Origin of the sequence: Leeuwenhoekiella polynyae (genome assembly GCF_004104075.1) — a bacterium.
GTDB classification, from domain to species: Bacteria; Bacteroidota; Bacteroidia; order Flavobacteriales; family Flavobacteriaceae; genus Leeuwenhoekiella; species Leeuwenhoekiella polynyae.
This window is the reverse complement of record NZ_QOVK01000031.1, coordinates 1-24,298: the sequence shown is the minus strand read 5'-3', so window position 1 is coordinate 24,298 and position 24,298 is coordinate 1. Positions and strand designations below refer to the sequence as shown.

Below are 24,298 nucleotides of genomic sequence, written 5' to 3'. Positions count from 1 at the left end.
TTTCGCTTTTGTAAACTATCAAAATCAAGTAAATCGTGAAGTATTATATCATAGCAGGTGAAGCCAGTGGCGATTTACACGCAGCCAATCTGATGAAAGCTATTTTAGCTGAAGATCCTGAAGCTGATTTTAGATTCTGGGGAGGGGATTTGATGCAAAAAGTAGGTGGTACATTGGTAAAACATTACCGCGATCTTGCGTTTATGGGATTTCTTGAAGTCTTAATGAACCTGCGTACGATTACAAAAAACTTGTCTTTTTGTAAAAAAGACATCGCAGCTTACAATCCTGATGTTATAGTTTACATAGATTATCCCGGTTTTAATTTACGCATTGCAAAATGGGCTCGCGAGCAAGGTTATAACAATCATTATTATATTTCTCCGCAAATATGGGCCTGGAAAGAAGGTCGCATCAAAGCTATTAAACGTGATATTGATGCGATGTATGTCATCCTTCCGTTTGAGAAAGATTTTTATGAGGAAAAACACGATTTTCCTGTTCACTTTGTGGGACATCCCTTAATTGATGAGATCAGCGCGAGAACACCTATTTCGCCTGAAAACTTTAGAAAACAACACAATTTAGACGAGCGTCCTATTATCGCTTTGTTACCGGGAAGCCGGAAGCAAGAAATTCAAAAAATGCTTGAGATCATGCTCAGCATCACACCTGATTTTAAAGAATATCAATTTGTAATCGCAGGGGCTCCCAGCCAAGATGCTGATTTCTATGAACCCTTTCTCCAAAAAAACAGAACGCATATCGTGATGAATCAGACGTATAATCTGCTTGATGTTTCACATGCTGCGCTGGTAACTTCAGGAACGGCAACTTTAGAAACAGCATTATTTAAAGTGCCTGAAGTGGTATGTTATAAAGGCGGAAGAATAAGCTACGAAATCGCAAAACGTGTGATTAAACTCGATTACATTTCGCTGGTAAATCTTATTATGAACAAAGAAGTGGTTAAAGAATTAATTCAATCAGACTTCAATACCAAATCTTTGAAAGCTGCGTTATCAAACATCTTAGACGAAGAAAAACGAAAAGCTCTTTTTAACGAATATTATAAACTAGAAAAAAAGCTGGGTGGTACTGGCGCCAGTGCAAAAACAGCTCAGTTAATTGCGAGCAGCATTCCTAAAAAAAACTAAATCAAAATGCTCTGTAGGAGATGATGTATATGAAAAGAACCCTTTTATCAATTCTGCTAAGTATTGCATTAGTGAGTTGTGGTGGAAGCAAAAAAGCTACACAATCTGTTTCTTCAGTAGAAAACACACAGTACACTGCTCCTAAAAAAAACAGCAAGATTTCAAGCTCAGAATCTTCTAAAAGTGAACTCATCTATTTGTCTGAAATTAAAGAAAGTGAAGAGAACAGCTTAAGATTCAACATCATAAATAATGCGCGCCAATATGAAGGGACACCTTATAAATACGGAGGAACTACAGAAAAAGGAATGGATTGCAGCGGTCTTGTTTATACTTCCTTTTTAGAGGAAGGCATCAGCATACCCCGCGTAAGCCGGCATATTGCCGAAGAAGGAAAACGTATTAAAACCGATGAGGCCATTCCCGGAGATTTACTCTTTTTTATCACTGGTCGCCGAAGCAAACAAATCAATCACGTAGGCATTGTAGTAGATGTTTTACCCGGCCAAATTCTCTTTATTCATTCTTCTACTTCACAGGGCGTTATTGTCTCTTCACTAAATGAAGGCTACTGGAATAATGCATTTAAAGAAGCTCGAAGAATTATGTAACGCATTGATTTTTTGATTAGTATTGTAAAAACTAATCAAATCTGGTGGCCAGATGAAAGGCATCAACTCCACCCTTATACTTCTTCTTATCGGACTCCTTTCAGGAATCCTTCTTGCTCCTGCATTCAATTTATCGCTAATCACATCATTAATTAGTTTTGGAGTTGCTCTAGTATTATTCTCTACGAACCATTTTATTTTAAAACGAAATTTCACTAAAAACTACATTAGTAGCATTCTCGCTTTTAGTGTATTTGTCTGTATTGGATTGATTGAAGTTGACTTGACTAATCCACTTCGTAACACTAAGCACTATTTAAAACAAACAGCATATAATACTGAAACCCTCCTAAAATTAAAGGTTCTAGAAATTTTGAAACCGGGTTTTTATGATGGTAACGTTATCGCTGGGGTTGATGAAATCAACAAAAAGAATTCTTCTGGAAAGATTATTTTGAATGTTTTAAAAGATTCACTCAACCCAGGAACAGCACTTCAAGTTGATGATGTACTATATACAAAAACTCAACTTTTAGAAATTAATCCTCCAAGTGCACCCTATCAATTTAACTATAAAGAATATTTAGAAAGTCAAGGTGTTTATGCTCAGGTGAACCTCAAACCCTTTGAGTTCTTAAAAACAAAGCCCATAAAACACAGTGCAAAAGGACTAGCCTCTTTACTAAGGAATCAAATAAACAAAAGATTAGAGCCGTATGATTTTAGTACGAATTCAAAGGCTATATTTAATGCTTTGCTCTTAGGACAGCGACAAGATTTATCAAATGAACTGAAAGCTGATTATATACATGCCGGTGTCATACACATTCTGGCAGTTTCTGGTTTGCACGTAGGTATTTTGATGCTCATACTACAATTCGTTTTAAGTCCGTTAGGAAACTACCGTAGCAGCCGCATCATTAGAACCGCAGTTATCATTGTTGGCATTTGGTGTTTTGCATTTATTACTGGCTTCTCTCCTTCGGTTCTTAGAGCGGCAACGATGTTTACTTTTATACAACTAGGTCTACTCTTAAATCAACGTCAAGCCGGACTGAACGCACTAATTACTTCAGCTTTTATTTTGCTTTTAATCCAACCGCAACTCATTTATGAAGTTGGTTTTCAATTGAGCTATGCCGCGGTATTTTTTATTATGTGGCTCTACCCTAAATTCAATGCTCTGTGGGAGCCGAAAAACAAAATAGTAAAATACTATTGGCAGCTTATTTTGGTTAGTATTGCTGCACAACTGGGGGTTTTACCCTTGAGTCTGTATTACTTTCATCAATTTCCGGGAATGTTTCTTGTAGCAAATTTAGTGGTGCTTCCAGCAATTGGTTTCCTATTGATTTACGGATTACTAATTATATTGCTTTCGGCACTTAATTTATTACCTCAATTCTTAGCCACAGGTTTGGACATCGTGATCACTTGGTTAAATCGTTTCATCTCATTCATTGCGGAAATAGACTTCCTGCTTCTAAAAAACATTTATTTCTCAGCAGTCTTAGTCGTCTTAACCTATCTCGTTATTACTTCCGCAGGTATATTATTTGATAAGGTTACTTTTAAAAGAACCACCTTATTCTTGTCTACTATGATTGCACTACCGGTTGCTTTAATAGCGACAAATTACATTCAGGCTAAATCAGAATTTTACGTCAACCACCGGTATCAGAAGACAATCTTTACTCAAAAAACCCCAACCAGAACTCTGGTTTTTTATTCCGCAGAAGCAGAAGATATCCCTCCTGGTTTTATCGAAAATTTTAAGGAAAATCAGTTAATTACGGAAGTTAAAAATGACAGTCTGAGCTATATTTTCACACATTCTAAAAATACTATTTTAAGAATAGACAGTCTTGCAATATATAATATAGAAGGTTTAAATCCAGATTACATTGTACTCACGCAATCACCTAAACTCAATTTAAACCGACTCCTATCAAGATATCCTAATGCAAAAATCATTGCAGACGGAAGCAATTATAAAAGCTCTGTTGACCGCTGGAAACTCACGTGTGAGCAACAAAAAACCCCTTTTCATAACACCTATGAAAAGGGATTTTATAAGATTGAATAAAGGATTTCTCTAACTTTTAAATGTACTTTCAAAACCAGACTGGTAGGCTTCCCAGGCTTCCGCTGTGGTGATTTCTAAATAATCATCAGATTTGATCATCTTTAAAAATAACTCAAGCTGCTGTGGTGTTTTATAACCCGGCAATGGTTGAATTAAATCTCCTTTTTCATCAAAAAATACGATACTTGGATACGCATTTATTTTCATCGCATGTGCAAAAAGATGCTGGCTGTTTCTTCCTTTGCGGTTAGGGTCGTAACTAGGATTTGTATATTCAAAATCCTGATATTTTATGCTCTCTGTTCCCTCAGCATTAAACTTTACCGCATAGTAATTAGCGTTTACATATTTAGCAACGTCAGGATTCTGAAACGTGTTTTGGTCCAGTAATTTACAAGGACCACACCAGTCTGTATAGACATCCATAAAAATCTTGCGTGGTTCTTTCTCCTGAGCTTTTAAGGCTTCGTTAAAACTCATCCACTTAATTTTTTCCTGTGCAGAAAGACTTCCTGCTCCTATAAACAAGAGGACTATTGCGACTACTATTTTTTGCATAATTTACTTTAATCTAGGGTGTTTCAAAAAGCAGACCATTCTAATGAATGCCGTGCATTAATTTTTTTAATAAGGGATGCAACAAGATAATTAAAACTCCGGCGCCACCAGGAATTAGCAAGAACAACAAGAAAAATGTTGATAAGGAATACTCTTGAGTCACCTGATCGATCATACCGCCCGTACTTCCTGCTAATTTATTACCTATTGCGATAGCAAGATACCAAACGCCATACATCATTGCAATCATTCTACCGGGAACTAATTTACTCACATAAGAGAGCCCTACCGGTGACAAACATAATTCGCCCATCGTGTGAAAGAAATAGGCTAAAATCAACCAAATGATACTTACAGACGCGACTTTTGCTCCCTGCGGAATATCATTTGCTCCGTAAGCCAAAGCCCCAAAACCTATTCCTAATAAAATGAGCCCCACTCCATATTTAACCGCCACACTAGGATTGTATTTAGACTCCCAAACCTTAGAAAAAAGCGGTGCAAAAATGATGATAAACAACGAGTTTAAGACGCTAAACCACGAGGCTGGCACCTCTGGCGATTCAGCAGTATACTGTTCATAGAGCATCGTCAATACCAATACCCAGATAATTAAAAAGCTTCCGCCAAGAATAAGATTTGCTAATCTATATTTTGCAAATGTTTGTTTGAAGAGTAGGTATAAGACCCAAGTAATCACTCCTAAAGGAATAATGGTAATAAATGTGTTTGAGATTCTAAAAACAGTACCGGCACTACCTTCTAAGACGCGGTCTGTATAATCATTTGCAAAAATAGTCATCGACCCACCTGCTTGTTCAAAAGCAGCCCAAAAAAACACGGTAAAAAATGCAAAAATAGATACCGCGATCATTCGATCTCTGACAATGGGAGCATATCGCACAATTCTGGAAACCAAAAGAATTATAAAAATAACCAGCGCAAAAAGGATCATAAAGTTGCTTCCGGAAAGGCTTCCTACCTGAAAGTTAAAAACGTCTGCTCCACCAATTTTAGACATCGGGTCATTAATGATCCATACCAAACCAATAAGTGCACTTACAGCGATGAAAATTTTATCTATAGCAAGAAACGGATTTCTTTTAATGGAAGGATCTTCGGTTATTTGTTCAGCATCAGTCTTAACCGGCTTCTTCCCTACCTCTCCAAAAATATTTTGTGCAAAGTAAAACTGAAGCATTCCGGCAAACATAAAAATACCAGCTAAACCGAAGCCCCAATGCCAGCCCCATTGCTCACCAAGATAACCGCAAAGCAAAATCCCTAAGAAGGCACCGGCATTTACACCCATATAATAAATGGTATAAGCCCCATCTTTCTTGTGCTCATGATTCTCGTACATTTGAGAAATAATAGAGGTCATCGTAGGCTTAAAAAAACCATTCCCCACACAGAGAAAAAACAAGCCTAAGTATAAAGCAAAATGACTGTCTACAGCCATCGAAGCGTGCCCTAAAGTCATCAATAAAGCTCCCAAAACTACCGCCATTCTGTAACCGATTATTTTATCGGCTATATAACCACCTAAAATGGGTGTCAGGTATACAAGTGACGTATACGTACCATAGAGTGATAACGCATGTTCCCGTGGCCAGGCCCAGCCCTCTTCAAATAAAGAAGCGGTTAAAAACAAGACCAAAAGCGCCCGCATCCCGTAATAGGAGAAGCGCTCCCACATTTCTGTAAAAAATAAAACAAACAATCCGGCGGGATGACCCAACACCGGATTTTTAAAAAATTGCTCTGTAGAAGAAGTAGCCATACTAAACTATTCTAGATTAATTGATATCAGGATCTGCAAGTTCGTATTCTTCCTGCTCCAGCATCTCGCGCTCGTTATCTTCAGCACCGTGTGTAAGTTTTTCTAACTTCTTACGGAATATCAATACTAATAGTGAAAATAAAATACAGAATACTGCTATACCTGTAAATATTGTAAACTCACCAAGCTCTGATGCAGACTCCCCTAAAAGACCTGCAAGTTTATTTCCGAAACCAGTCATTGCAAAATAAACACCCATCATTATGGAAGCGTACTTTAATGGAGCTAATTTTGTAATATAAGAAAGGGCTACAGGAGACAAACACAATTCTCCGATTGTATGAAATAAATAGGCCAAAACCAACCAATACATTGCAGACTCACCATTAGACTGAAACTGAGCTGATGCAGCTGTCATAAAAAAGAAACCAGATCCCATTATTATAAGACCCATTGCCATTTTAAATAAAGAAGTTGCAGTTTTACCTTTTAATTTTCGCTTTGCCCAGAAACCAGCAACTGAAGTTCCTAGTAATATTATAAACATCGCGTTTAATGATTGAAACCAAGAAGCGGGAACCTCATTACCTATAAATGGCAGAGAGAATGAAAGTATTCTATCGGTTTTTTCTGAAGCGTAAATATTCATCAATCCTCCTGCTTGTTCAAAAGCTCCCCAAAAAACAATTACCATTAAAAAAGAGACCAAAAGAACAATAACACGATCTTTTTCAATCTTACTCAACGGTCTTTTACTCGCTGCTATTTCTTCAGGATCTGTTGACTGCCCCAAGAAATTACCCACACGCTTCAGATATTTTTGACCTAACATATACTGTAACAACCCTAAGGCCATACCAATACCAGCAAGACCAAAACCATAATGCCAACCATACACTTCACCTACCGTACCTACAACTAAGCTAGAAATGAAAGCTCCTAAGTTGATTCCGATATAAAAAATAGTGAATCCTTTGTCCCGGCGAATATCTCCTTGTTTGTATAGCCCCCCAACCATTGTTGAGATATTAGGTTTTAACATTCCCACACCTGCTATAATCAGACCTAAACCGGTATAAAAAGCCCACATCTGTTCTACTGCAAGAATACCGTGACCAGCAACCAAAAGAATACCCCCATAAAGGACGGATCTTTTCTGACCCAAATATTTATCCGCAATCCATCCTCCAGGAATAGAAGACACATAAACCAGCATCGTATAAGTTCCATAAAGGGAAAGAGCTTCGGCATTTGTCCATCCTAATCCTGGGTTTCCTGAAGCAGTTTCTGCGACTAAATACAATACTAAAATAGCCCGCATCCCATAATAGGAAAAGCGTTCCCACATTTCTGTGAAGAATAAAATGTAAAGTCCTACCGGGTGCCCAAACAATTCTTTTTGCTTAGGGAGTTGTGCTGATTGTGCCATATAGTTTTTATAAATTTTCTTTGATGAAATTGGTCATTTTAGTGTACAAATGCAAACGCGTGTTTCCACCGTAAATACCGTGATTTTTATCTGGATAAATCGCCCAGTCAAATTGCTTATTTGCTTGCACCAATGCTTCAATAAGGCGCATCGTGTTTTGAACATGTACATTATCATCTGCACTACCGTGAACCAATAAAAATTTTCCTTCTAACGCATCTACATGAGAAAGCGGTGAGTTCTTGTCGTAACCTGATGCATTTTCCTGAGGAGTCGTCATATAACGCTCGGTATAGATCGAATCGTAAAACCTCCAGCTCGTAACCGGTGCAACAGCAATTGCCATTTTAAAGGTATCTGCTCCCTGAAAAATACAGTTAGATGCCATAAAACCACCGTAACTCCAGCCCCAGATCCCTATGCGGTCTGCATCTACATAGTCACGCTCACCTAAGGCTTGCGCAGCAGCTATCTGATCTTCAACTTCATATTTACCCAATTCTTTTTGGGTCATCTTTTTGAAATCTCTTCCTTTTAAACCTGTTCCGCGCGGATCTACACAAACAATGATATAGCCTTCCTGAGCAAGCATTTGAAACCAATACCCGTTTCCGGCAGACCAAGAGTTTGCAACACTTTGTGATCCCGGCCCAGAATACTGCGTCATAAATACCGGGTATTTTTTAGTAGGGTCAAAATCTTTTGGTTTGATCATATAGGCATTCAACTCCTCACCATTTATGGGTAGAGTGAAGAATTCTTTTTCTGAAATCACATAATCATCCAATTGATCTTTCAAGGCTTGATTATCCTTGATCTTTCTGATCTCATCACCATCTTCTGCATCATTTAATGTAAACACATAAGGTGTTTCTGCATCAGAAAAGCTATTGATAAAATAGGTGAAATCTGTACTGAAGTTTGCAGAGTTTGTACCTTCTTCTGCAGCAAGCGCCTCTTTACTTTTTCCATTAATTTTAATTGAATAAACACCGCGGTTTATAGCGCCATTTTCTGAACTTTGATAAAACACCCGCTTGCTCTTAGGGTCATACCCATAATAGCTGGTCACTTCCCAAGGACCTTTTGTTACTTGATTGATCAGCTTTCCGTTTTTATCATATAAATAAATATGATTCCAGCCGTCTTTTTCGCTCGTCCAGATAAAATCATTATTGTCAAGAAAGGTCAAATTATCAGTCACATCTACATACGCATCATCTGTATCTGAAAGGATCAGTTTAGCTTTTGCAGAAGAAGCATCTACAAATAACAGGTTTATATCGTTTTGCTTACGGTTTGTAGTTTGTACAGCAAGCACATCTGCATCGGGAGTCCATTCCAGACGTGGGATGTAGTAATTTTGAAAACTGCTAAGGTCAACCTGTTTCGTTTCAGCTGAAGCTACATCATAAATATGCAAACTCACAGTAGCGTTAGTCTCCCCAGCTTTAGGATATTTAAACGTGTCTTTAGAAGGATACAATTCATTTCCGAAGACATCCATAGAAAACTCGGGTACAGCACTCTCATCAAAGCGGATGTATGCAATTTTATCTCCATCAGCATTCCAATCAAAAGCTCTTACAAAAGCAAATTCTTCTTCATAAACCCAGTCTGTAATACCATTGATTATTTTATTTTTGGCTCCATCTGTAGTCACCTGCGTGGTCTCTCCTGTTTTGATATCTTTTATATAGATATTGTTATCAAGACCGTAAGCAACTTTTGAAGCATCTGGAGAAAAAGTAGGTTCTTGTATGGCTTCTTCTGCAACCTGAGTAAGCTTTTTAGAATCCAGGTCATATACATAATACACCCCAAGAGAGGAGCGACGGTAGATAGATCGCAATTTTGTACTCAGTAAAACTTTGCTTTCATCTTCACTTAAGGTATACCCTATAAAATAATCAAGCCCATCGATCTCGCTTGAGTTGATGAGTGTGTTAACTTTTTCACCGGTTTTATAACTGTAAACATCTAGTGTTTTTACACCAGAATTTCTATCTGTATTGAGAACGGCATATTCTTTTCCGTTATTCATAGAGTGCAATCTATCAAGATATTGCATTCTAAAAGTACCGTCATAAATCTCTTCAAGGGTGATCTTCTTTTGTTGAGCAGTCACCACTCCGGCTACCAGTACTAATAGCAAAAGCGCAATTTTTCTAATGTTCATAGTTATTAAATCGTAAAAAATAGTCCGCCAATTTTACTAAAAATTAACCAAAGAAGCGTGTATTTCGTTGTTAAATACGCAGTGATTCCTACAAAACACCAAGCAGGTTTATGATTATCATTAAAAGCGTTGTCATTACATTTAAACATTTTTTTTCAGAATTAGTGAACAGAATCTAAACTTCGCCAAAACACTATCTTTACAATCTGCTAATTAAACGGTAGATTTCGGTTAAATTGCTTTAAAATAAATACCATAAGAATTAGCGATATACTCTTGTGTTATCAATACGTTTATGTCTATGTCTAATACCATACAAGGTTTTTCACGACTTACTAAAAAAGAAAAAATAGTCTGGCTAACAGCAACTTTTCTGCCCGAAAATCCAGAAGCTACTCACATTCTTAAACAATACTGGAATGATGACAGTACGTTACAACAGTTACACGATGAGTTTATTGAAAACACCATTTCTAACTACTATTTACCTCTGGGAATAGCCCCTAACTTTTTAATCAACAACAAAAGTTTTGCCATACCTATGGCGATTGAAGAAAGCTCTGTGGTCGCAGCAGCAAGTAAAGCTGCAAAGTTCTGGATGTCTCGCGGTGGGTTTAAAGCTGAAATCTTAGGTACAGAAAAAATAGGTCAGGTTCATTTTACCTATAGCGGAAACGCAGAACTCCTAAAACAACTTTTTGAAGCTAAAAAAGCTATTTTACTTGAAGATCTAAAGCCCCATACCGCATCTATGGAAAAGCGTGGCGGTGGTATCACCAGTTTAACTTTAGTCAACAAAACTAAAGCTCTAGATAATTATTACCAACTACACGTCACCTTTGAAACACGTGATGCGATGGGTGCAAATTTTATCAATTCATGCTTAGAACAACTGGCTGAAAGTTGGCTGCGGGAGTACAGAGAAGCTCACAGCAACAATAAAGCTGATTTGAATATCATTATGAGCATCCTTTCTAACTATGTTCCAGGCTGTATTGCAAAAGCAGAAGTGAGTTGCCCGGTATCTGAACTCTCTGAAGCAAACGGCATAGACCCGGAAGTTTTTGCTGCTAAGTTTATACAGGCGGTTAATATTGCTGAAGTTGAACCTTATCGCGCAGTCACACACAACAAAGGTATTATGAATGGTATTGATGCTGTGGTTCTCGCAACCGGGAACGACTTTAGAGCAATTGAAGCTGGCGCTCACGCCTATGCCTCAAAAAATGGAAGCTACTCTAGCTTAACGCATGCAACTGTAGAAAATGGCATTTTTAAATTCTGGATTGAAATACCTCTCGCATTAGGAACTGTAGGCGGACTAACAAAATTACATCCACTAGTCAAACTGAATCTTGAAATGCTGGGCAATCCCAGCGCACCACAACTTATGGAAATCATAGCAGTGGCCGGTCTGGCACAAAATTTTGGTGCAGTAAAATCTCTAACTACTACTGGTATTCAAAAAGGTCATATGAAAATGCACCTGATGAATATGCTCAATCAATTGCAAGCTACGCCAGAAGAAAAAGAGGCTGCTATGCTATATTTTAAGACCCATAAAGTGAGCCACAGTGCCGTGAATAGTTTGATAAGCAGCATTCGTAAATCTGAAACCGTATGAGAACAGTTCTAAGCTTACTTTTTAGTTGTCTTATTTATTGTTCCATAAGTGCTCAAGAGGTATCAGGCGTATTAAAAGACTATATCAAACAGCAGCAACAAGAACATCAAATTCCGGCAATTGCGGTTAGTTTAGTTACTCCTGACTCTATTTTTTCTTATGTAAACGGCAAAGCCAGACTTACCAAAAAAGAACGCATACCTCTGGATTCAAAATTCCATTTAGGTTCTAACTCTAAGGCAATAACTGCTTTTATCGCAATGCACCTTAGTGAACAGGATGTGATTAACTTTGACACCTCTTTTTTTGAATTATTCCCCGAATTAGAAACTACGAGTCAGAAATCTTACAAGGCTATAACGCTAGGTGATCTACTATCTCACAATGCCCAGATCCCAGCTTATACTAAAGGAACAGAACTGGCGAAATTCAATAACCTTACGGGTAACACCAGTGAAAAAAGATATGTGTTTGCTAAAACTGTACTTTCTGAAAACACGGCAAAAACAGGAACTTATTCTAATGCAGGCTATGTTTTAGCTGCATTAATGCTAGAGAAAGCTTCAGGAAAAAGCTTTAATAAATTATTAGACGAGCTGATGAACGATTTAGACCTGAGCTATTTCATCGGTTTCCCGAATAAAGAAAATGACACGTATCCCTGGGGACATCAGGAGCAAAATGGCTCGCTGATTTCTTTAGCCCCAGATCACAACTATAAACTAAACAGCTTTATGGTAAGTGCAGGAGACATCAGCATGAATATTGAAGATTACAGCAAATTTATTCAGCTCAATCTTCAAGGCTTAACAGGTGTAGCTAATTATTTAGAAGGTGACAACTACAAAAAACTACACTTTGGAAAACCCAATTATGCTTATGGCTGGGGAAATATAGAACAAGAAAATCAAAAGATGAGTTACCATGATGGCAGTGCCGGCACGTATTATTGTCACACCGTTCTGTTTCCTGAAAAAGAGATCGCCGTTATTGTCATGGCAAACACTGCTACTGAGGAAGCAGTAAGCGCTATCTACGACATTCAAAAATGGGTTAGCGATAATCCTAAAAAAGCAAAAAAATAGCATGTCACACTCATTTTATGGTCACGGTAAACTATTAATTACCGGAGAATATTTGGTTCTTGATGGTGCACTTGCATTAGCAATCCCTACTCAAAAAGGACAGCATTTGACCGTAGTTGAATCTGAAACGTCTGGAATTAAATGGACCGGAATCAAAGAATCTGGAGAAGAGTGGTTCTCATTTCAATTAAATTATGAGCAATTTGAAACTGCATCAAATTCTAAATCTGAAAATCCGGAAAAACGCCTGATTCAAATACTGATTGCTGCACAAAAACTGAATCCAAAATTTTTAGCAAACCGACCAAATATAGCAGTCACAACCCGATTGGAATTTCATCAGAAATGGGGCCTGGGTTCTTCGTCAACGCTTATTTACATGCTAGCCCAGTGGGCAGAAGTCAATCCGTATGAATTACTAGAAGCAACCTTTGGCGGTAGTGGTTACGACATCGCCTGTGCAGGCAATGATGCTCCCATTCTCTATCAACGGAATTTAAACCTTCCCAAAACACTACAGACCACTTTTTACCCCTCCTTTAGCGATGAGTTATTTTTTGTATACTTGAATAAAAAACAAAACAGCAGGGATGCGATTGCTAACTACCGCAAACAGTCACCTGAGGCTCTTGAGGAAGCGATTAAGAAGGTTTCGGGTATTACACAAACACTTTTAACCTGCGATGATCTTTTCAGCTTTAAAGCGCTTATTCAAGCTCACGAACGCGTTATTTCTTCGGTAATTAAACAACCTACTGTTAAACAACGTCTTTTTACAGATTACCCCGGTGCTATAAAAAGCTTAGGTGCCTGGGGTGGTGATTTTATTCTGGTAACTGGAAACACAGCAAATCAAGAATACTTCAAAAATAAAGGTTATGATACTATTCTTTCTTTTGAAGAGATGATCTATAAAGGTTAAGCTCAAAGACTATTAAACAAAAAAGAGCCGCTTAACAGCGGCCCTTTTTTGTTTAAGCTAATTTTTTATTAATAGAAATTAGAACGCTTATCTTCTATTGTTGCTGCATCTTTTAACGCTTGCACCACGCGCATATTAACTGTTGCGCGATCTGCATTTACTTTTTGAACTGCAAAACTTGCATAATTATCTAACTCTTTAGCGGGTGTAATCTCCGTTACTTTAACAACATAAACACCACGATTCCCTTCAATAGGAGCAGACACTTCATCTTTTTCTAAACCAAATGCAACACCTACAACTTTAGGCTCTGTACCAGAACCAGCCAAAGTAGGATTCTTTAAGTTAACTCCCGGAGAAGTCTGAACGCTTACATTATTTGCACTCGCAATAGCACTTAAATCTTTTCCGCTGATATTCTTTTTAATCTGTTCTGCTTTTTTCTGATTACGTAAAATTGGAGTTACTCGAGGAGAAGCCTCATCTACAGGTAACAATCCTTTTTCAGTTTTCTTAGTAAGTTGCACCACTAAATAACCGCCATCTACATTAAAACGCTCTACATCTCCTGTGCTTCGCTCTTCGTCAAATGCCCATCTGATGATGTCACGCTGACTTCCTTGCCCAGGTAATGTTTCATCTAAGGCTTTAATGCTGTTTACAGGACGTACGGTGTAATTGTCTTTTTTAGCAATTTCATCAAACTCATTTTTATTTTCAGAAACTGCCATTTGAAACTTAGTCGTTGTATTGAAAACTTCGTTGATAGTTTCCTGAGAAGGCTCAATTTCTTTAGCTACTGTTGCTAATTTGATCGCACGTTGTTTGTTTTTCTGATCGTCTATACGAATCACATGGTATCCAAACTGAGACTCCACAACACCTACATCTCCAGTACTACCGTCAAATACAAAATCATTAAATGGCTTAACAAATCTTCCTTTTGTAGTATATCCTAAGTCACCGCCTTTTTCTTTACTTCCATCTGCTGAAAATTCTTTTGCAAGCTCAGCCATTTTTGACGGGCTAGATTTGATTACCCCCTCTAAACTGTCTGCTAATTTTTTAGCTTGGGCTTTAGTACGTGTTTGCGCACCTGCATTTTGTAAACCTTGGTAAGTCAACAAAATATGAGAAGACTGCACTGAATCTGGAATTTGAGTAACCGAAACCACTTTAGATATTTTATAAAAACCATTGTCTTTATACGGGCCATAAACTGATCCTTCGTCTAAAGACCAAAGCTCATCTGCAGCATCTTTTGGCAGTTCATTTTTGAATAAATAGGTATCTACATAGCGTAGATCTGAGTACTCATTCACAAACTCTTCAGGATTTGTAGTGTTTGACAGACCAGCAACTGTATCGTTAGTCTTAGTTGCAGCCGTATACTCTACTCTGCTCTTTAAAAGTTCAGCCATTTCAGCTTTAACCGCATCCTCATCACCTAAAGTAGGATCTTCAGAAAACTTCACATAACGAATGTTACGTGCAGCATCGGTTTGAAATTCATTAGCGTGCTCTTTAATGTAAGCTGAAATTTCATCTTTAGAAACAGTAACATCCTCATCTTTAATTGAAGTATAAGGTACCTGAATGTACTCTAAGTCACGCAGGTTATTCTCCATTTCATAAGCCATCTGACCTTCTTTAAAGCTTGTATTTAAACCTGCTTTAACCAAATCAAAATAGATTTGCTGTTGCTCATTATTAGCCAATTGCTGCTCATAAGCAACCCACTGCTGATACATAGTAGGATTAGTTGACTTTAAAGTCGCTATATATTCTTTAAGTTTCTGCTCGCTAAAAACACCATTAGCATTCTGAAAGTTAGGGTCGCTCTGCAAAGCCTCTTTTAAAAGATCGTTTATACGATCTTGCTCAATGCTGATCCCTAATTCTTCATATTGGTCGTCAAGTATAATACGACGCACTTCTTGCTCCCAAGCTGCATTTACTGCCTGCGTATTTGTAATATTATTACCGTAACGCGCAGTTTGTGTCTCTACAAGTTTTGCAAACTCTTGCTGCTCGATATCCTCATCATTCACTGTACCCAGCACACGCTGTGACTTTTGTGTAGAAAAACCTCCGTTTTTTAATACATCAGCCAATACAAAAGCAAATAATGCTAGTGCAATAATCGCGATCAAGAATACAGAGCGCTGTCTAATTTTGTTTAAAACTGCCATTTTTTATGTGTTTGTCAAATAGTGGGCGAAAATACCATTTTAAATGAAAAAATAAAATGTAAAATCGTCAAAATAAAAGTAGTTATTCAACTCGTTGTTAATCGTTTTCTACAATACGCACTTGAACGAGCTCAATTTTTGTATTTGAAGTTTGAATTATATAAAATTGATACCCTTCAATATCTACAATATCATTCTCTTCTGGTATGCCTTCTGTATGATTAACAATCAACCCACCCAGAGTTTCATAGTTTTCATCTTCGGGTAATTCTAATTTATATGTTTCATTAATATAATCAACTTCCAGACGAGCAGAAAATTTGTAAACTCCTTCTGAAAGTTCTTCCTCAATAAGCACAACACTATCGTGCTCATCTTCAATTTCCCCAAAGAGTTCTTCTACGATATCTTCTACTGTCATCATCCCGCTAGTACCCCCATATTCATCAATTACAACCGCAATACTTTTGCGTTTTTTAATGAGAATATTCAACACATCTTTTACCAACATCGTTTCCGGAACAAAAATTACCGGCATCAAAACGTCAGCTATGCTCTTTGGTTTTTTAAACAACTCAAAAGAATGCACATAACCAATGATGTCATCTATAGACTTCTGAAATATCAATATTTTAGAAAGTCCGGTTTCTGTAAACATTGAATTCAACTCAGCAAGAGACTCTTCTTTTTCCACAGCAACCATTTCGGTACGCGGAATCATCACTTCTCTTGATTTCACTTCGGAAAACTCCAGTGCATTTTGAAAAATCTGAATTTCTGAATCGAGTTCTTCATTCGTTTCTACAGATTCTATCTGTTCTGTGATGTAATTACCCAGCTCTACTTTGGTAAAGGCAAGCTGCACTTCATCTCCATCAGTTTTAAAAAATTTCTTCAATAATTTATCTGAAACCCAAATGATAAATGAAGATAAAAAACTGAACGCTATATAAAATAAGTAAGCCGGGACAGCAAAAATTTTCAGTAGGGAATTGGCATAAATCTGAAAGAATACCTTGGGTAGAAATTCCGCAGTGATTAAAACCACCAGCGTTGAAATCAAGGTTTGAGTAATCAAACTAAATTCCACAAAAAAATTAGTTAACCAAACATATCCAAAATCTGCGCCCTCTATCCATGTTTGCAGTAGTGCACCCATATAGTAGGCATAAATAACCAATGCCAGGTTGTTACCCACCAGCATAGTAGCAATAAATTTGGAAGGTTTTTCGGTTAAGCGCGTAAGCACTTTAGCGATAAGATCGTTTTGTTTTTTTTCGATTTCAATATGAATCTTATTAGAAGATACATAAGCAATCTCCATCCCCGAAAAAAAAGCAGATAGAATCAAAGAGGCAATAATAATGAGAATATCACTCTCCATAGAATCTACTTATTACGTTGCTCGTATTTTTTCCTAAACCTTCGTTTAAAGAAATACATTCCTATTGCTACCACAACAAAAAACAAAAAAACATAAGCTTTGTTGCGTTCTACATTCCAAATCCTAAAGGATTCATAGAGAAATAATACTGCAAAAATCAGGTAGGCGTACTCGAAGTATTTAAAATATTTTGACATTATTGAACACTGTCATTAGGTGTCGCAGTAGCACTTTCTTTAACATACATACGACTTTGGTTATCTAAAGATATAAAATTTTTGAAGTCTTCACTGCTATCAAACAGGTCTCCGTTATTAAAGGAATCATCAGGAAATTTTAAAGTATAAGGTTTATCTGTAAACACCCATTTATTTTTCTGATCCCAAAAAAGCTGAGAAGCATCTAAGCGTGTAGAATCACTCGTAATCAAAACCACATTCTGACGTAAATCTATAAGATTTGTACGCTTGTATCTAATCGCATAATCAGAAGTGATGTAGTTTTCTTTTTCATCATCATCTATAAACGTGACTTCCACCCCATCAGGAAACTCCTCGTATGGAAAATCTGCCAGACCGTACTCCATAATCAGCGGCGTTCTTAAAGTCGCTACAACCTTACCGGAGTCAGTATATTTTAAAACTACACCCTCTCCTTCAGCAGAAGGCCCGTCGTTACGCTGATTGAATTTCTGAATTGCTCCGGAATTATCTCCACAACTAAAAAACAAAGTCACAGCTACTGCTGTGACTAAGTTTAATATAATATGTTTAGCGTTTTTACTCACTTACAAACTAGGTACGGTTACACTACCGCCAATCCAGCAACTAAAAGTAATACGTTGACCGGCATTACCTTCTGAGAAAATCATTTCACGAGTTGGGGCATTTGCTCTGTAAGATGCTGCTGTTTTATTAGCTGTATCAGCCAAAGAAGGATCTATACGACCTGCTTTCGCAGCAGTATCTGCAGCTAACCAATACACAGCCAGTTTTTCAAATCGTGTATTTCCACAATTATTTGCACTTGCAACATACATAGCTGCTATCCTTAGATAGACAATACCCATAGACGGTTGTGCAGCAACTGCTTTGTTATAATATAAGCGCGCTCTACTATAACTTGCTTTACTTCTAAAGTTTTCACCTAAGCGGTAGTAAACTTTAGCCTTTTCTTGCGGATCTGTTTGACGTTCAGCAGATTCTTCATAATACTGAATAGCTTTAGCATCTTCACCACGTTGCTCAGCAAGACGACCTAAGTAAAAAGAAGTTTTAGCTGATGGTTCTAGTGTATTCAATTGTTCAACAAGAGTTACAAACAATTCACTATCTGTACATTCTTTTGACACTAAACGTCCTGCTGCACCTCTCACCCAGTCAACATCATTTTTCTTAGCTTCATAATCTGCTTCATAAAAAGGAATCAAGCGATCACAATCTGCAAGTTTACCTAGCATACCGTTAACACCAGAAGACACTTTAGAATAGTTAGACAGGTTAGACTCTGCATACTTCTCAATTTGCTTTTCTTTTGCTGACAATGCAGTACCCGCTTCATTCTTTTCAAGAATTACCTCTAGATTTTTTGCATATTCATTTTGAATTGTAGTGATCTGCCCTTGAATTCCATCATAAAGATCAAAAACATCTTGTAATTCTATCTTGCCTGCCTCTTGCAAAGCAACAGCTAAATTAAAGAACACATATAGGCCTTTAGGATTTTTGAATGTTTCACTATCTGTCTCCCACGCCTTATTAAACATTTCGTACTGCTCTTGAGCTGTACCTATTTTGTTCTCATACATTGTTAAAGCAACATCAGCGATATCATCACCTTCTTTTGCTTTACTCGCAAAATGGGTTTTCTTTTCTTCGTATAATTTTTTCAAATCATCTAAAAATGCTTTTTGCTCAGCACCTGTAGCTTTTTCGATTTTATGGTGCAGAATACGCTCTCCATATTGATATAATGCGTAAGAAGTTGTTGGGCAATCTTTACGAAGCTTCATAAATGGCTCATAAGCCGCATCGTAATTTTTTACTTTAGCGTGTTCTGAAAAAATAGACATTGTGGTGATGCATTCTTCGGTAGCTTGTGCGCTAACCAAACCTACAGCTCCCACAAGGGCTATAAAAAGTAATTTCAATTTAGTTTTCATCATTGTAAGGTTTTAAAAGCAATAATAAGAATTTTAGTTGTATTTGTTAGGGACAAACCACGGTCTAAGTGGATTTAAAGATAAACTAAGACCAACTTTGAAAAAATCTTCCTTTACTAAACCAGCAGTCGTTGTACCACGCTGCCCATATTCAAAAGTCAAGTTAGCATTACTGAAACCTCTCCCCAGCGGCAAACCAAGTCCAAAAGATATGCCAAACTCGTCAATAGACTGATTTTCTATTAATAAACCAGACTCCTCATAACGCGCACCCAACCTGTAAGTCACTCTACCCCAATAGCTTGTTATCGAATTGTAATCAGGAACAAAATAACCTCCTAATCTATATTTAAATGAATCTTCATACGAAGTGTTTTCAAAATCAAAAGATCTGTTGGATGCTTTACTGGTCTCTGAATACTCAACCTGACCACCAGCAAACCACTTATTATCCTGCCCGGTACCTAAACCGAATGAGTAAGTATTTGGAACTATAGATTTTGTATCAGCTAAATTAAAATCGCGAGAATCTATAACACTTACTACAGCTTGATCCAAACCTGAATAAGTCACAGATTGTAACGAACGATCATTTTCTAAAGTTAAACTGGTTTCAGGCTGAAACGTCGCAGAAGTATAGAGTTTATATCGCTTTGCATAAGTTGTCTCAAACTGAGCTCCAAGATTATAGGTGAATCCTGCTATATCAGAACGATCTATCTCACGTACACTGTATTGCTGATCTACATCTGCCTGTATAATTTCATTGCGGATATTTCCAAAATTGTAACTTCCTTCTGCGCCTACTCTAAAGCCTTTAAATAACTCAATCCCTGCTGCAAGAAAAGCTCTGTTTACACCACCTTTTCCTTTATAGTGTGATAAACTAGTATCATTACCATCTATAATCTCATAATCTACTGAAGTTTCCGGCACTAAACCAAAACCAACTCCAATCTTTCTTGAAACCGGAAAAGCAAGTGAGAGGTAGTCTATAGTCGTAGAAGTATTAGAGCCAGACTCCGTATTGGTTTCCAGATTAATCTCACGGTGACTTCCTGCAATCGTAAAGTTGGTAAGCTTTAAGGCCCCGTAACCGGCAGGATTTCTAAAATTTGTATGAATACTGTCACCCAGAATACTAATCCCTCCCATAGCTTGATTTTCGATAGAGCCTTTAAAATTTGAAAGCCCCAAGCCATAAAATGAATAAGGTGATGAATTTCCTTCCTGAGCAAATGCAGAAGCTGTAATACAGATTAAAACAACTACTAAAATTCTTTTTACCATTAATTTCTATTAAATTCTGTTATATAATTCAGTCCTTCCAGGAGAAAATTTGAATTCGCAAAGATGCCATTTTTTAGCCTACTAGACAAAAATTGCCCGTCCCCTCCTGTTAAAATAATCGTTAATTCACTATAATTCTTCTTATACCAATCAATTAGCCCATCTATTTCTGCAACTAAACCATTCACTGCGCCAGACTGCAAAGCAGTTTTTGTATTTACGCCAATAACCTCTACCGCCTCATCATCCACCTCTATATAAGGCAAAGCAGCAGTAAACTCGTGCATCGCTTTAAAGCGCATTTGTAAACCAGGAGAAATCGCCCCTCCTCTATATACATTTTTAGAATCTTTAAAATCATAAGTCACACAAGTTCCTGCATCTATTACAAGAACATTACTGTCTGGATACTTTTTTTGTGCACCAGCAACCAGAGCAATACGATCTACCCCTAATGTTTGAGGCGTTTCGTAGCCATTTTGAAACGGCAAAGCGGTTTGTGCTGATAAAACTTCAACTGAAAGACCTCTATTTTTTACAAACGTGACAAAATCTTGAGAATTGCCCGTTGCACAAATAGCAACTACAGCTATCTCAAATGCATGCTCCAATTCTAAAAGCTTTGCTGTTGCCTCTTTAAGACCACCTGCCCAAAACATTTTTAAGACCGAATCTTCAAAAATGCCATATTTTATCCGCGTATTTCCTAAATCAACTGTAAGATTGACCATTGCTAAAAAATTTCTGCAAAAATACAAATACTCAAAGCCTCGCAATCATACATTTAGAAAAACCTTAAAGAAAACATTAAAAAATTTTACTTTATAGGGTTGTGCAATCTAAAAATTGGTTTTATATTTGCAGCCGCTTTAGCGAGGTACCTTAGCTCAGTTGGTAGAGCAACGGACTGAAAATCCGTGTGTCCCTGGTTCGATTCCTGGAGGTACCACAACAAAACCCTGAAACTCACGTTTCGGGGTTTTTTGTTTTTTACTCTCTCCAACTATTAACAAAGCCTTGCATCAATTTTCGTTTACTGTTTTCTAATTTTAATGAAAATAAAAATTTATGAATTCAGATCAATTAAACGTAAATAAGGATTACGATCTTATCTGCGTGGGCGCAGGAATTATGAGCGCTACATTGGCACTCCTAACCAAAATTCTAATACCTGATTCAAAAATTCTCATTCTAGAGCGCCTTGACAATGTCGCTTTAGAAAGTTCTGCTGCCTGGAACAACGCAGGTACCGGCCACTCGGCACTATGTGAACTTAATTATACGCCGCAAAAAGAAGACAGTTCAGTTGACATTAGTAAAGCAATTTCTATCTGTAATCAATTTGAAATTTCTAAACAATTTTGGTCTTATTTGGTTTCAAAAAACCTAATAGCAGACCCCAAATCTTTCATTTCAAATGTACCCCATCACAGCTGGGTAACGGGGGCAAAAAATGTGGCGTATCTAAAAAAGCGTTATGAAGCTATGAAAATGCATTTTATGTTTGACACCATCGAGTTTACAGATGAGCAGCAAAAAATGAAAGAATGGTTTCCATTAATGACGCAAGACCGGCAGCCTGAAGAAGTCATGGCTGCGTCCCGCATCGATCGCGGTTGTGAAGTCAATTACGGCGAACTCACTCGCAAATTGTTTAAAATTCTCGAAGAAAAATACGACACCAAGGTACAATGCAATGAAGAAGTTGATGATGTAGATCCTGACCGACCTAGTGAATGGTCTGTAAAAGTTAAAAACACAAAAACAGATCAGGTACGGCATCTGGATGCGCATCACGTATTTATTGGTGCAGGCGGTGGTAGCCTGTTACTTCTGCAAAAAGTAGAAATTGACGAAAAAGAAGGTTATGGCGGTTTCCCGGTAAGCGGTGAATGGCTTATTTGTAAAAACCCGCAAATCATCGACCAGCACCACGCAAAAGTATACAGTAAAGCGGGGTTGGGAGATCCTCCGATGTCTGTTCCACACTTAGACACTCGGTTTATTAATGGTAAACGCGAATTACTATTTGGACCTTTTGCTGGTTTCAGTCCAAAATTTTTAAAAGAAGGCTCTAATCTTGATTTATTTAAATCAATAAAATTTGATAACATTCCGGCAATGCTAGGGGCTTTTTGGCACAATTTACCACTCACTGAATATCTCGTAAAACAGGTTGCGATGTCGTTTGAAGATCGAATGAACGATCTTCGAAAATTTATAAAAGACGCTAAAAGCAAAGACTGGGAGCTAAAAGTTGCCGGTCAACGAGTACAAATCATTAAGAAAGATGAATTTGAAGGCGGAAAATTAGAATTTGGCACTGAGGTAATCAGCAGTAAAGACGGAAGCATTACCTGCCTGCTGGGCGCTTCTCCTGGAGCATCTACAGCCGTTAACATAATGCTTGATGTTCTTGAAAAAGCATTTCCGGAAATTCTAAAAACTCCTGAAGCTCAAGAGAAACTTCTTAAAATGGTTCCCTTCTGGCAAACTGAACCTACAGACAAAACGTTTAAAGAAAATCTGCAAAAAGTTGAAGCTGCCTTGCAGTTATAATACTTTCGCACTAGCGAATAACGAAGATACCATGACGCAACTAACACAAACAGAAAAAATTTTTCTTGAAGATTTGGCTCTCATCAGAAAATCAAGAAAAGATCTTGACGAGATTTCATTTTTGATGCGGGCTTTAAATACTATAGGTACTCCCATAGATTCCGGGCTCGAGTTATTGCCTGAAAAAATTCAAAGCAAAATAAGTAATCTCATTCAAAAAGCCTTACAATTAGCGGTGAAGGCCAACTTAAAAACCCTTGATAAAAACAAGCAAAATCGCACATCATCAAACCTGACCTACAAACTTGTGACTGGTCTCTCTGGAGCTACAGGCGGTTTTTTTGGTGTTGCTGGATTTAGTGCAGATTTACTCATATCTACAAAATTTATGATGCGCTCTATTATGGATATCGCTCGCAGTCAGGGTGAAGATATTCTTGAGATCGAAACGCAACTTGCCTGCTTACAAGTTTTTGCTCTTGGCGGAACTTCTGAAGATGATGATGAATTAGACACTAGTTACTATGCAACTCGAGCAGCTTTACACACTACGATGAATCAAGCGAGTTCTTATATCGCAGAAAACGGAACCAAGAAAATAATAGAGACCATTACCTCGCAAACAGCAGCACCTATTGCTAAACTCATCAATCAAGTTGCAGCACGTTTTAGTGTGCAAGTGGGTGAAAAATTTGCAGCGCAGGCAATCCCTGTAATTGGTGCTGCTGCAGGAGCTTCTATAAATGTGCTTTTTATTTCACACTTTCAGAAAATGGCTACAGCTCATTTTACTTTACGCAGACTGGAGCGTAAATATTCTAAAGAATTAATTAAAGAAAACTACAACCTTCTTAGATTAGATTCAAATTCAGCTTAAAATTTTTTTCCAAATCTTAATTCGAGATATTGAACTTCTTCTCTTCTAAAAAACCTCTTTATAGCTCAACCTTTCTTTCTATATAAATCAAAAGATCCAAGACACCGAAATCTATAATCCAGAAGGCAGAGAGCTCTGCTATTGTTAAAATGAATCAACTTTAGAGGGTAGTTATACCCCTAAAAAAGGTTCTAATCGGCCACTGGCCGTTTGCTTTTAAATGGATTGAGTACTCCCTTTAATCCGCGCTACAGCTTAACAAGGATTTCCGCTACTATTATTCCTCACGCGGGCTTATTTTAAGTGGAGGGTTTCAGATTCAAGCCTAGTTCTCACTTCTACGATCTCCAGGCTACTATCTCATTTTGAGGCATAAAAAAAGTCCGCATCAACTAAATGAT

At 37.5% G+C, this 24,298-nt stretch carries 18 protein-coding genes and 1 tRNA gene; 9 read left to right on the top strand and 10 right to left on the bottom strand.

Going from position 1 to position 24,298, the window contains the following annotated elements; translation table 11 throughout:
* Positions 1 to 35 precede the first annotated feature (35 nt).
* From lpxB to DSM02_RS19200, 3 genes are read left to right on the top strand one after another with little or no spacing between them, the layout of a single operon-like run.
* A complete protein-coding gene (lpxB, locus tag DSM02_RS19210; protein WP_128767106.1) occupies positions 36 to 1,157 on the top strand; it encodes a lipid-A-disaccharide synthase in 1,122 nt (373 codons plus the stop codon).
* A gap of 29 nt (positions 1,158 to 1,186) precedes the next feature.
* Positions 1,187 to 1,768, top strand: a complete 582-nt coding sequence (locus DSM02_RS19205) for a C40 family peptidase (RefSeq protein ID WP_128767105.1) — start codon at positions 1,187 to 1,189, stop codon at positions 1,766 to 1,768.
* A gap of 52 nt (positions 1,769 to 1,820) precedes the next feature.
* A complete protein-coding gene (locus DSM02_RS19200) occupies positions 1,821 to 3,854 on the top strand; it encodes a ComEC/Rec2 family competence protein (RefSeq protein WP_128767104.1) in 2,034 nt (677 codons plus the stop codon).
* A gap of 9 nt (positions 3,855 to 3,863) precedes the next feature.
* Here DSM02_RS19200 and DSM02_RS19195 read toward each other — a convergent pair whose 3' ends face one another.
* The 4 genes from DSM02_RS19195 to DSM02_RS19180 are packed head-to-tail and all read right to left on the bottom strand — an operon-like array spanning position 3,864 to position 9,803.
* Positions 3,864 to 4,412 carry a thioredoxin family protein gene (locus tag DSM02_RS19195; protein ID WP_128767103.1) on the bottom strand — a complete coding sequence of 183 codons (549 nt, stop codon included), beginning with the start codon at positions 4,410 to 4,412 and terminating at the stop codon, positions 3,864 to 3,866.
* A 40-nt stretch (positions 4,413 to 4,452) separates the two neighbouring features.
* On the bottom strand, positions 4,453 to 6,195 hold the full coding sequence (locus DSM02_RS19190; RefSeq protein WP_128767102.1) for a peptide MFS transporter: 1,743 nt from the start codon (positions 6,193 to 6,195) through the stop codon (positions 4,453 to 4,455).
* 16 nt (positions 6,196 to 6,211) lie between these two features.
* On the bottom strand, positions 6,212 to 7,624 hold the full coding sequence (locus DSM02_RS19185) for a peptide MFS transporter (protein ID WP_128762371.1): 1,413 nt from the start codon (positions 7,622 to 7,624) through the stop codon (positions 6,212 to 6,214).
* A gap of 7 nt (positions 7,625 to 7,631) precedes the next feature.
* The gene (locus DSM02_RS19180) at positions 7,632 to 9,803 is read right to left on the bottom strand and encodes a S9 family peptidase (RefSeq protein ID WP_128767101.1); all 2,172 of its coding nucleotides are present in this window, start codon (positions 9,801 to 9,803) and stop codon (positions 7,632 to 7,634) included.
* A 301-nt stretch (positions 9,804 to 10,104) separates the two neighbouring features.
* Between DSM02_RS19180 and DSM02_RS19175 the strand changes: the two genes are divergently transcribed.
* Genes DSM02_RS19175 through DSM02_RS19165 form a run of 3 tightly spaced genes read left to right on the top strand, consistent with a single transcriptional unit; the run spans position 10,105 to position 13,434 of the window.
* Positions 10,105 to 11,427, top strand: coding sequence for a hydroxymethylglutaryl-CoA reductase, degradative (locus DSM02_RS19175; RefSeq protein ID WP_128767100.1), 1,323 nt, complete (start codon positions 10,105 to 10,107; stop codon positions 11,425 to 11,427).
* Positions 11,424 to 12,512, top strand: coding sequence for a serine hydrolase domain-containing protein (locus tag DSM02_RS19170; RefSeq protein ID WP_128767099.1), 1,089 nt, complete (start codon positions 11,424 to 11,426; stop codon positions 12,510 to 12,512). Before DSM02_RS19175 ends, DSM02_RS19170 begins: the two co-directional genes overlap by 4 nt.
* Before the next feature lies 1 nt (position 12,513).
* Positions 12,514 to 13,434: a GYDIA family GHMP kinase gene (locus tag DSM02_RS19165; RefSeq protein WP_128767098.1), complete on the top strand. Its 921-nt coding sequence runs from the start codon at positions 12,514 to 12,516 to the stop codon at positions 13,432 to 13,434.
* 68 nt (positions 13,435 to 13,502) lie between these two features.
* Here DSM02_RS19165 and DSM02_RS19160 read toward each other — a convergent pair whose 3' ends face one another.
* The 6 genes from DSM02_RS19160 to DSM02_RS19130 all read right to left on the bottom strand — a co-directional run bounded on the left by DSM02_RS19160 (position 13,503) and on the right by DSM02_RS19130 (position 21,192).
* A complete protein-coding gene (locus DSM02_RS19160) occupies positions 13,503 to 15,626 on the bottom strand; it encodes a peptidylprolyl isomerase (RefSeq protein ID WP_128767097.1) in 2,124 nt (707 codons plus the stop codon).
* Positions 15,627 to 15,723: 97 nt separating this feature from the next.
* On the bottom strand, positions 15,724 to 17,010 hold the full coding sequence (locus DSM02_RS19155) for a hemolysin family protein (protein WP_128767096.1): 1,287 nt from the start codon (positions 17,008 to 17,010) through the stop codon (positions 15,724 to 15,726).
* Between the two features lie 196 nt (positions 17,011 to 17,206).
* Positions 17,207 to 17,797, bottom strand: coding sequence for an LPS export ABC transporter periplasmic protein LptC (gene lptC, locus DSM02_RS19145; RefSeq protein ID WP_164918345.1), 591 nt, complete (start codon positions 17,795 to 17,797; stop codon positions 17,207 to 17,209).
* On the bottom strand, positions 17,798 to 19,174 hold the full coding sequence (locus DSM02_RS19140; protein WP_240674112.1) for a tetratricopeptide repeat protein: 1,377 nt from the start codon (positions 19,172 to 19,174) through the stop codon (positions 17,798 to 17,800). It abuts the gene before it with no gap.
* Positions 19,175 to 19,204: 30 nt separating this feature from the next.
* The gene (locus DSM02_RS19135) at positions 19,205 to 20,461 is read right to left on the bottom strand and encodes a hypothetical protein (protein ID WP_128767094.1); all 1,257 of its coding nucleotides are present in this window, start codon (positions 20,459 to 20,461) and stop codon (positions 19,205 to 19,207) included.
* Positions 20,461 to 21,192, bottom strand: a complete 732-nt coding sequence (locus tag DSM02_RS19130; RefSeq protein ID WP_128767093.1) for a type III pantothenate kinase — start codon at positions 21,190 to 21,192, stop codon at positions 20,461 to 20,463. The genes DSM02_RS19135 and DSM02_RS19130 overlap by 1 nt, the downstream gene beginning before the upstream one ends.
* Before the next feature lie 145 nt (positions 21,193 to 21,337).
* Here DSM02_RS19130 and DSM02_RS19125 point away from each other — a divergent pair.
* From DSM02_RS19125 to DSM02_RS19115, 3 genes are all read left to right on the top strand, one after another.
* Positions 21,338 to 21,410, top strand: a tRNA-Phe gene (locus DSM02_RS19125).
* Positions 21,411 to 21,529: 119 nt separating this feature from the next.
* Positions 21,530 to 23,020, top strand: coding sequence for a malate dehydrogenase (quinone) (gene mqo / locus DSM02_RS19120; RefSeq protein ID WP_128767092.1), 1,491 nt, complete (start codon positions 21,530 to 21,532; stop codon positions 23,018 to 23,020).
* A 31-nt stretch (positions 23,021 to 23,051) separates the two neighbouring features.
* Positions 23,052 to 23,897 carry an EcsC family protein gene (locus DSM02_RS19115; protein WP_128767091.1) on the top strand — a complete coding sequence of 282 codons (846 nt, stop codon included), beginning with the start codon at positions 23,052 to 23,054 and terminating at the stop codon, positions 23,895 to 23,897.
* Positions 23,898 to 24,298: the final 401 nt, after the last annotated feature.

What these genes read in the sequence shown, in the direction of transcription:
- DSM02_RS19205 (WP_128767105.1), top strand. Translation starts at nt 1,187, where the DNA reads ATGAAAAGAACCCTTTTATCAATTCTGCTAAGTATTGCATTAGTGAGT.
- DSM02_RS19200 (WP_128767104.1), top strand. Translation starts at nt 1,821, where the DNA reads ATGAAAGGCATCAACTCCACCCTTATACTTCTTCTTATCGGACTCCTT.
- DSM02_RS19195 (WP_128767103.1), bottom strand. Translation starts at nt 4,412, where the DNA reads ATGCAAAAAATAGTAGTCGCAATAGTCCTCTTGTTTATAGGAGCAGGA.
- DSM02_RS19190 (WP_128767102.1), bottom strand. Translation starts at nt 6,195, where the DNA reads ATGGCTACTTCTTCTACAGAGCAATTTTTTAAAAATCCGGTGTTGGGT.
- DSM02_RS19185 (WP_128762371.1), bottom strand. Translation starts at nt 7,624, where the DNA reads ATGGCACAATCAGCACAACTCCCTAAGCAAAAAGAATTGTTTGGGCAC.
- DSM02_RS19180 (WP_128767101.1), bottom strand. Translation starts at nt 9,803, where the DNA reads ATGAACATTAGAAAAATTGCGCTTTTGCTATTAGTACTGGTAGCCGGA.
- DSM02_RS19175 (WP_128767100.1), top strand. Translation starts at nt 10,105, where the DNA reads ATGTCTAATACCATACAAGGTTTTTCACGACTTACTAAAAAAGAAAAA.
- DSM02_RS19170 (WP_128767099.1), top strand. Translation starts at nt 11,424, where the DNA reads ATGAGAACAGTTCTAAGCTTACTTTTTAGTTGTCTTATTTATTGTTCC.
- DSM02_RS19165 (WP_128767098.1), top strand. Translation starts at nt 12,514, where the DNA reads ATGTCACACTCATTTTATGGTCACGGTAAACTATTAATTACCGGAGAA.
- DSM02_RS19160 (WP_128767097.1), bottom strand. Translation starts at nt 15,626, where the DNA reads ATGGCAGTTTTAAACAAAATTAGACAGCGCTCTGTATTCTTGATCGCG.
- DSM02_RS19155 (WP_128767096.1), bottom strand. Translation starts at nt 17,010, where the DNA reads ATGGAGAGTGATATTCTCATTATTATTGCCTCTTTGATTCTATCTGCT.
- DSM02_RS19140 (WP_240674112.1), bottom strand. Translation starts at nt 19,174, where the DNA reads ATGATGAAAACTAAATTGAAATTACTTTTTATAGCCCTTGTGGGAGCT.
- DSM02_RS19135 (WP_128767094.1), bottom strand. Translation starts at nt 20,461, where the DNA reads ATGGTAAAAAGAATTTTAGTAGTTGTTTTAATCTGTATTACAGCTTCT.
- DSM02_RS19130 (WP_128767093.1), bottom strand. Translation starts at nt 21,192, where the DNA reads ATGGTCAATCTTACAGTTGATTTAGGAAATACGCGGATAAAATATGGC.
- mqo (WP_128767092.1), top strand. Translation starts at nt 21,530, where the DNA reads ATGAATTCAGATCAATTAAACGTAAATAAGGATTACGATCTTATCTGC.
- DSM02_RS19115 (WP_128767091.1), top strand. Translation starts at nt 23,052, where the DNA reads ATGACGCAACTAACACAAACAGAAAAAATTTTTCTTGAAGATTTGGCT.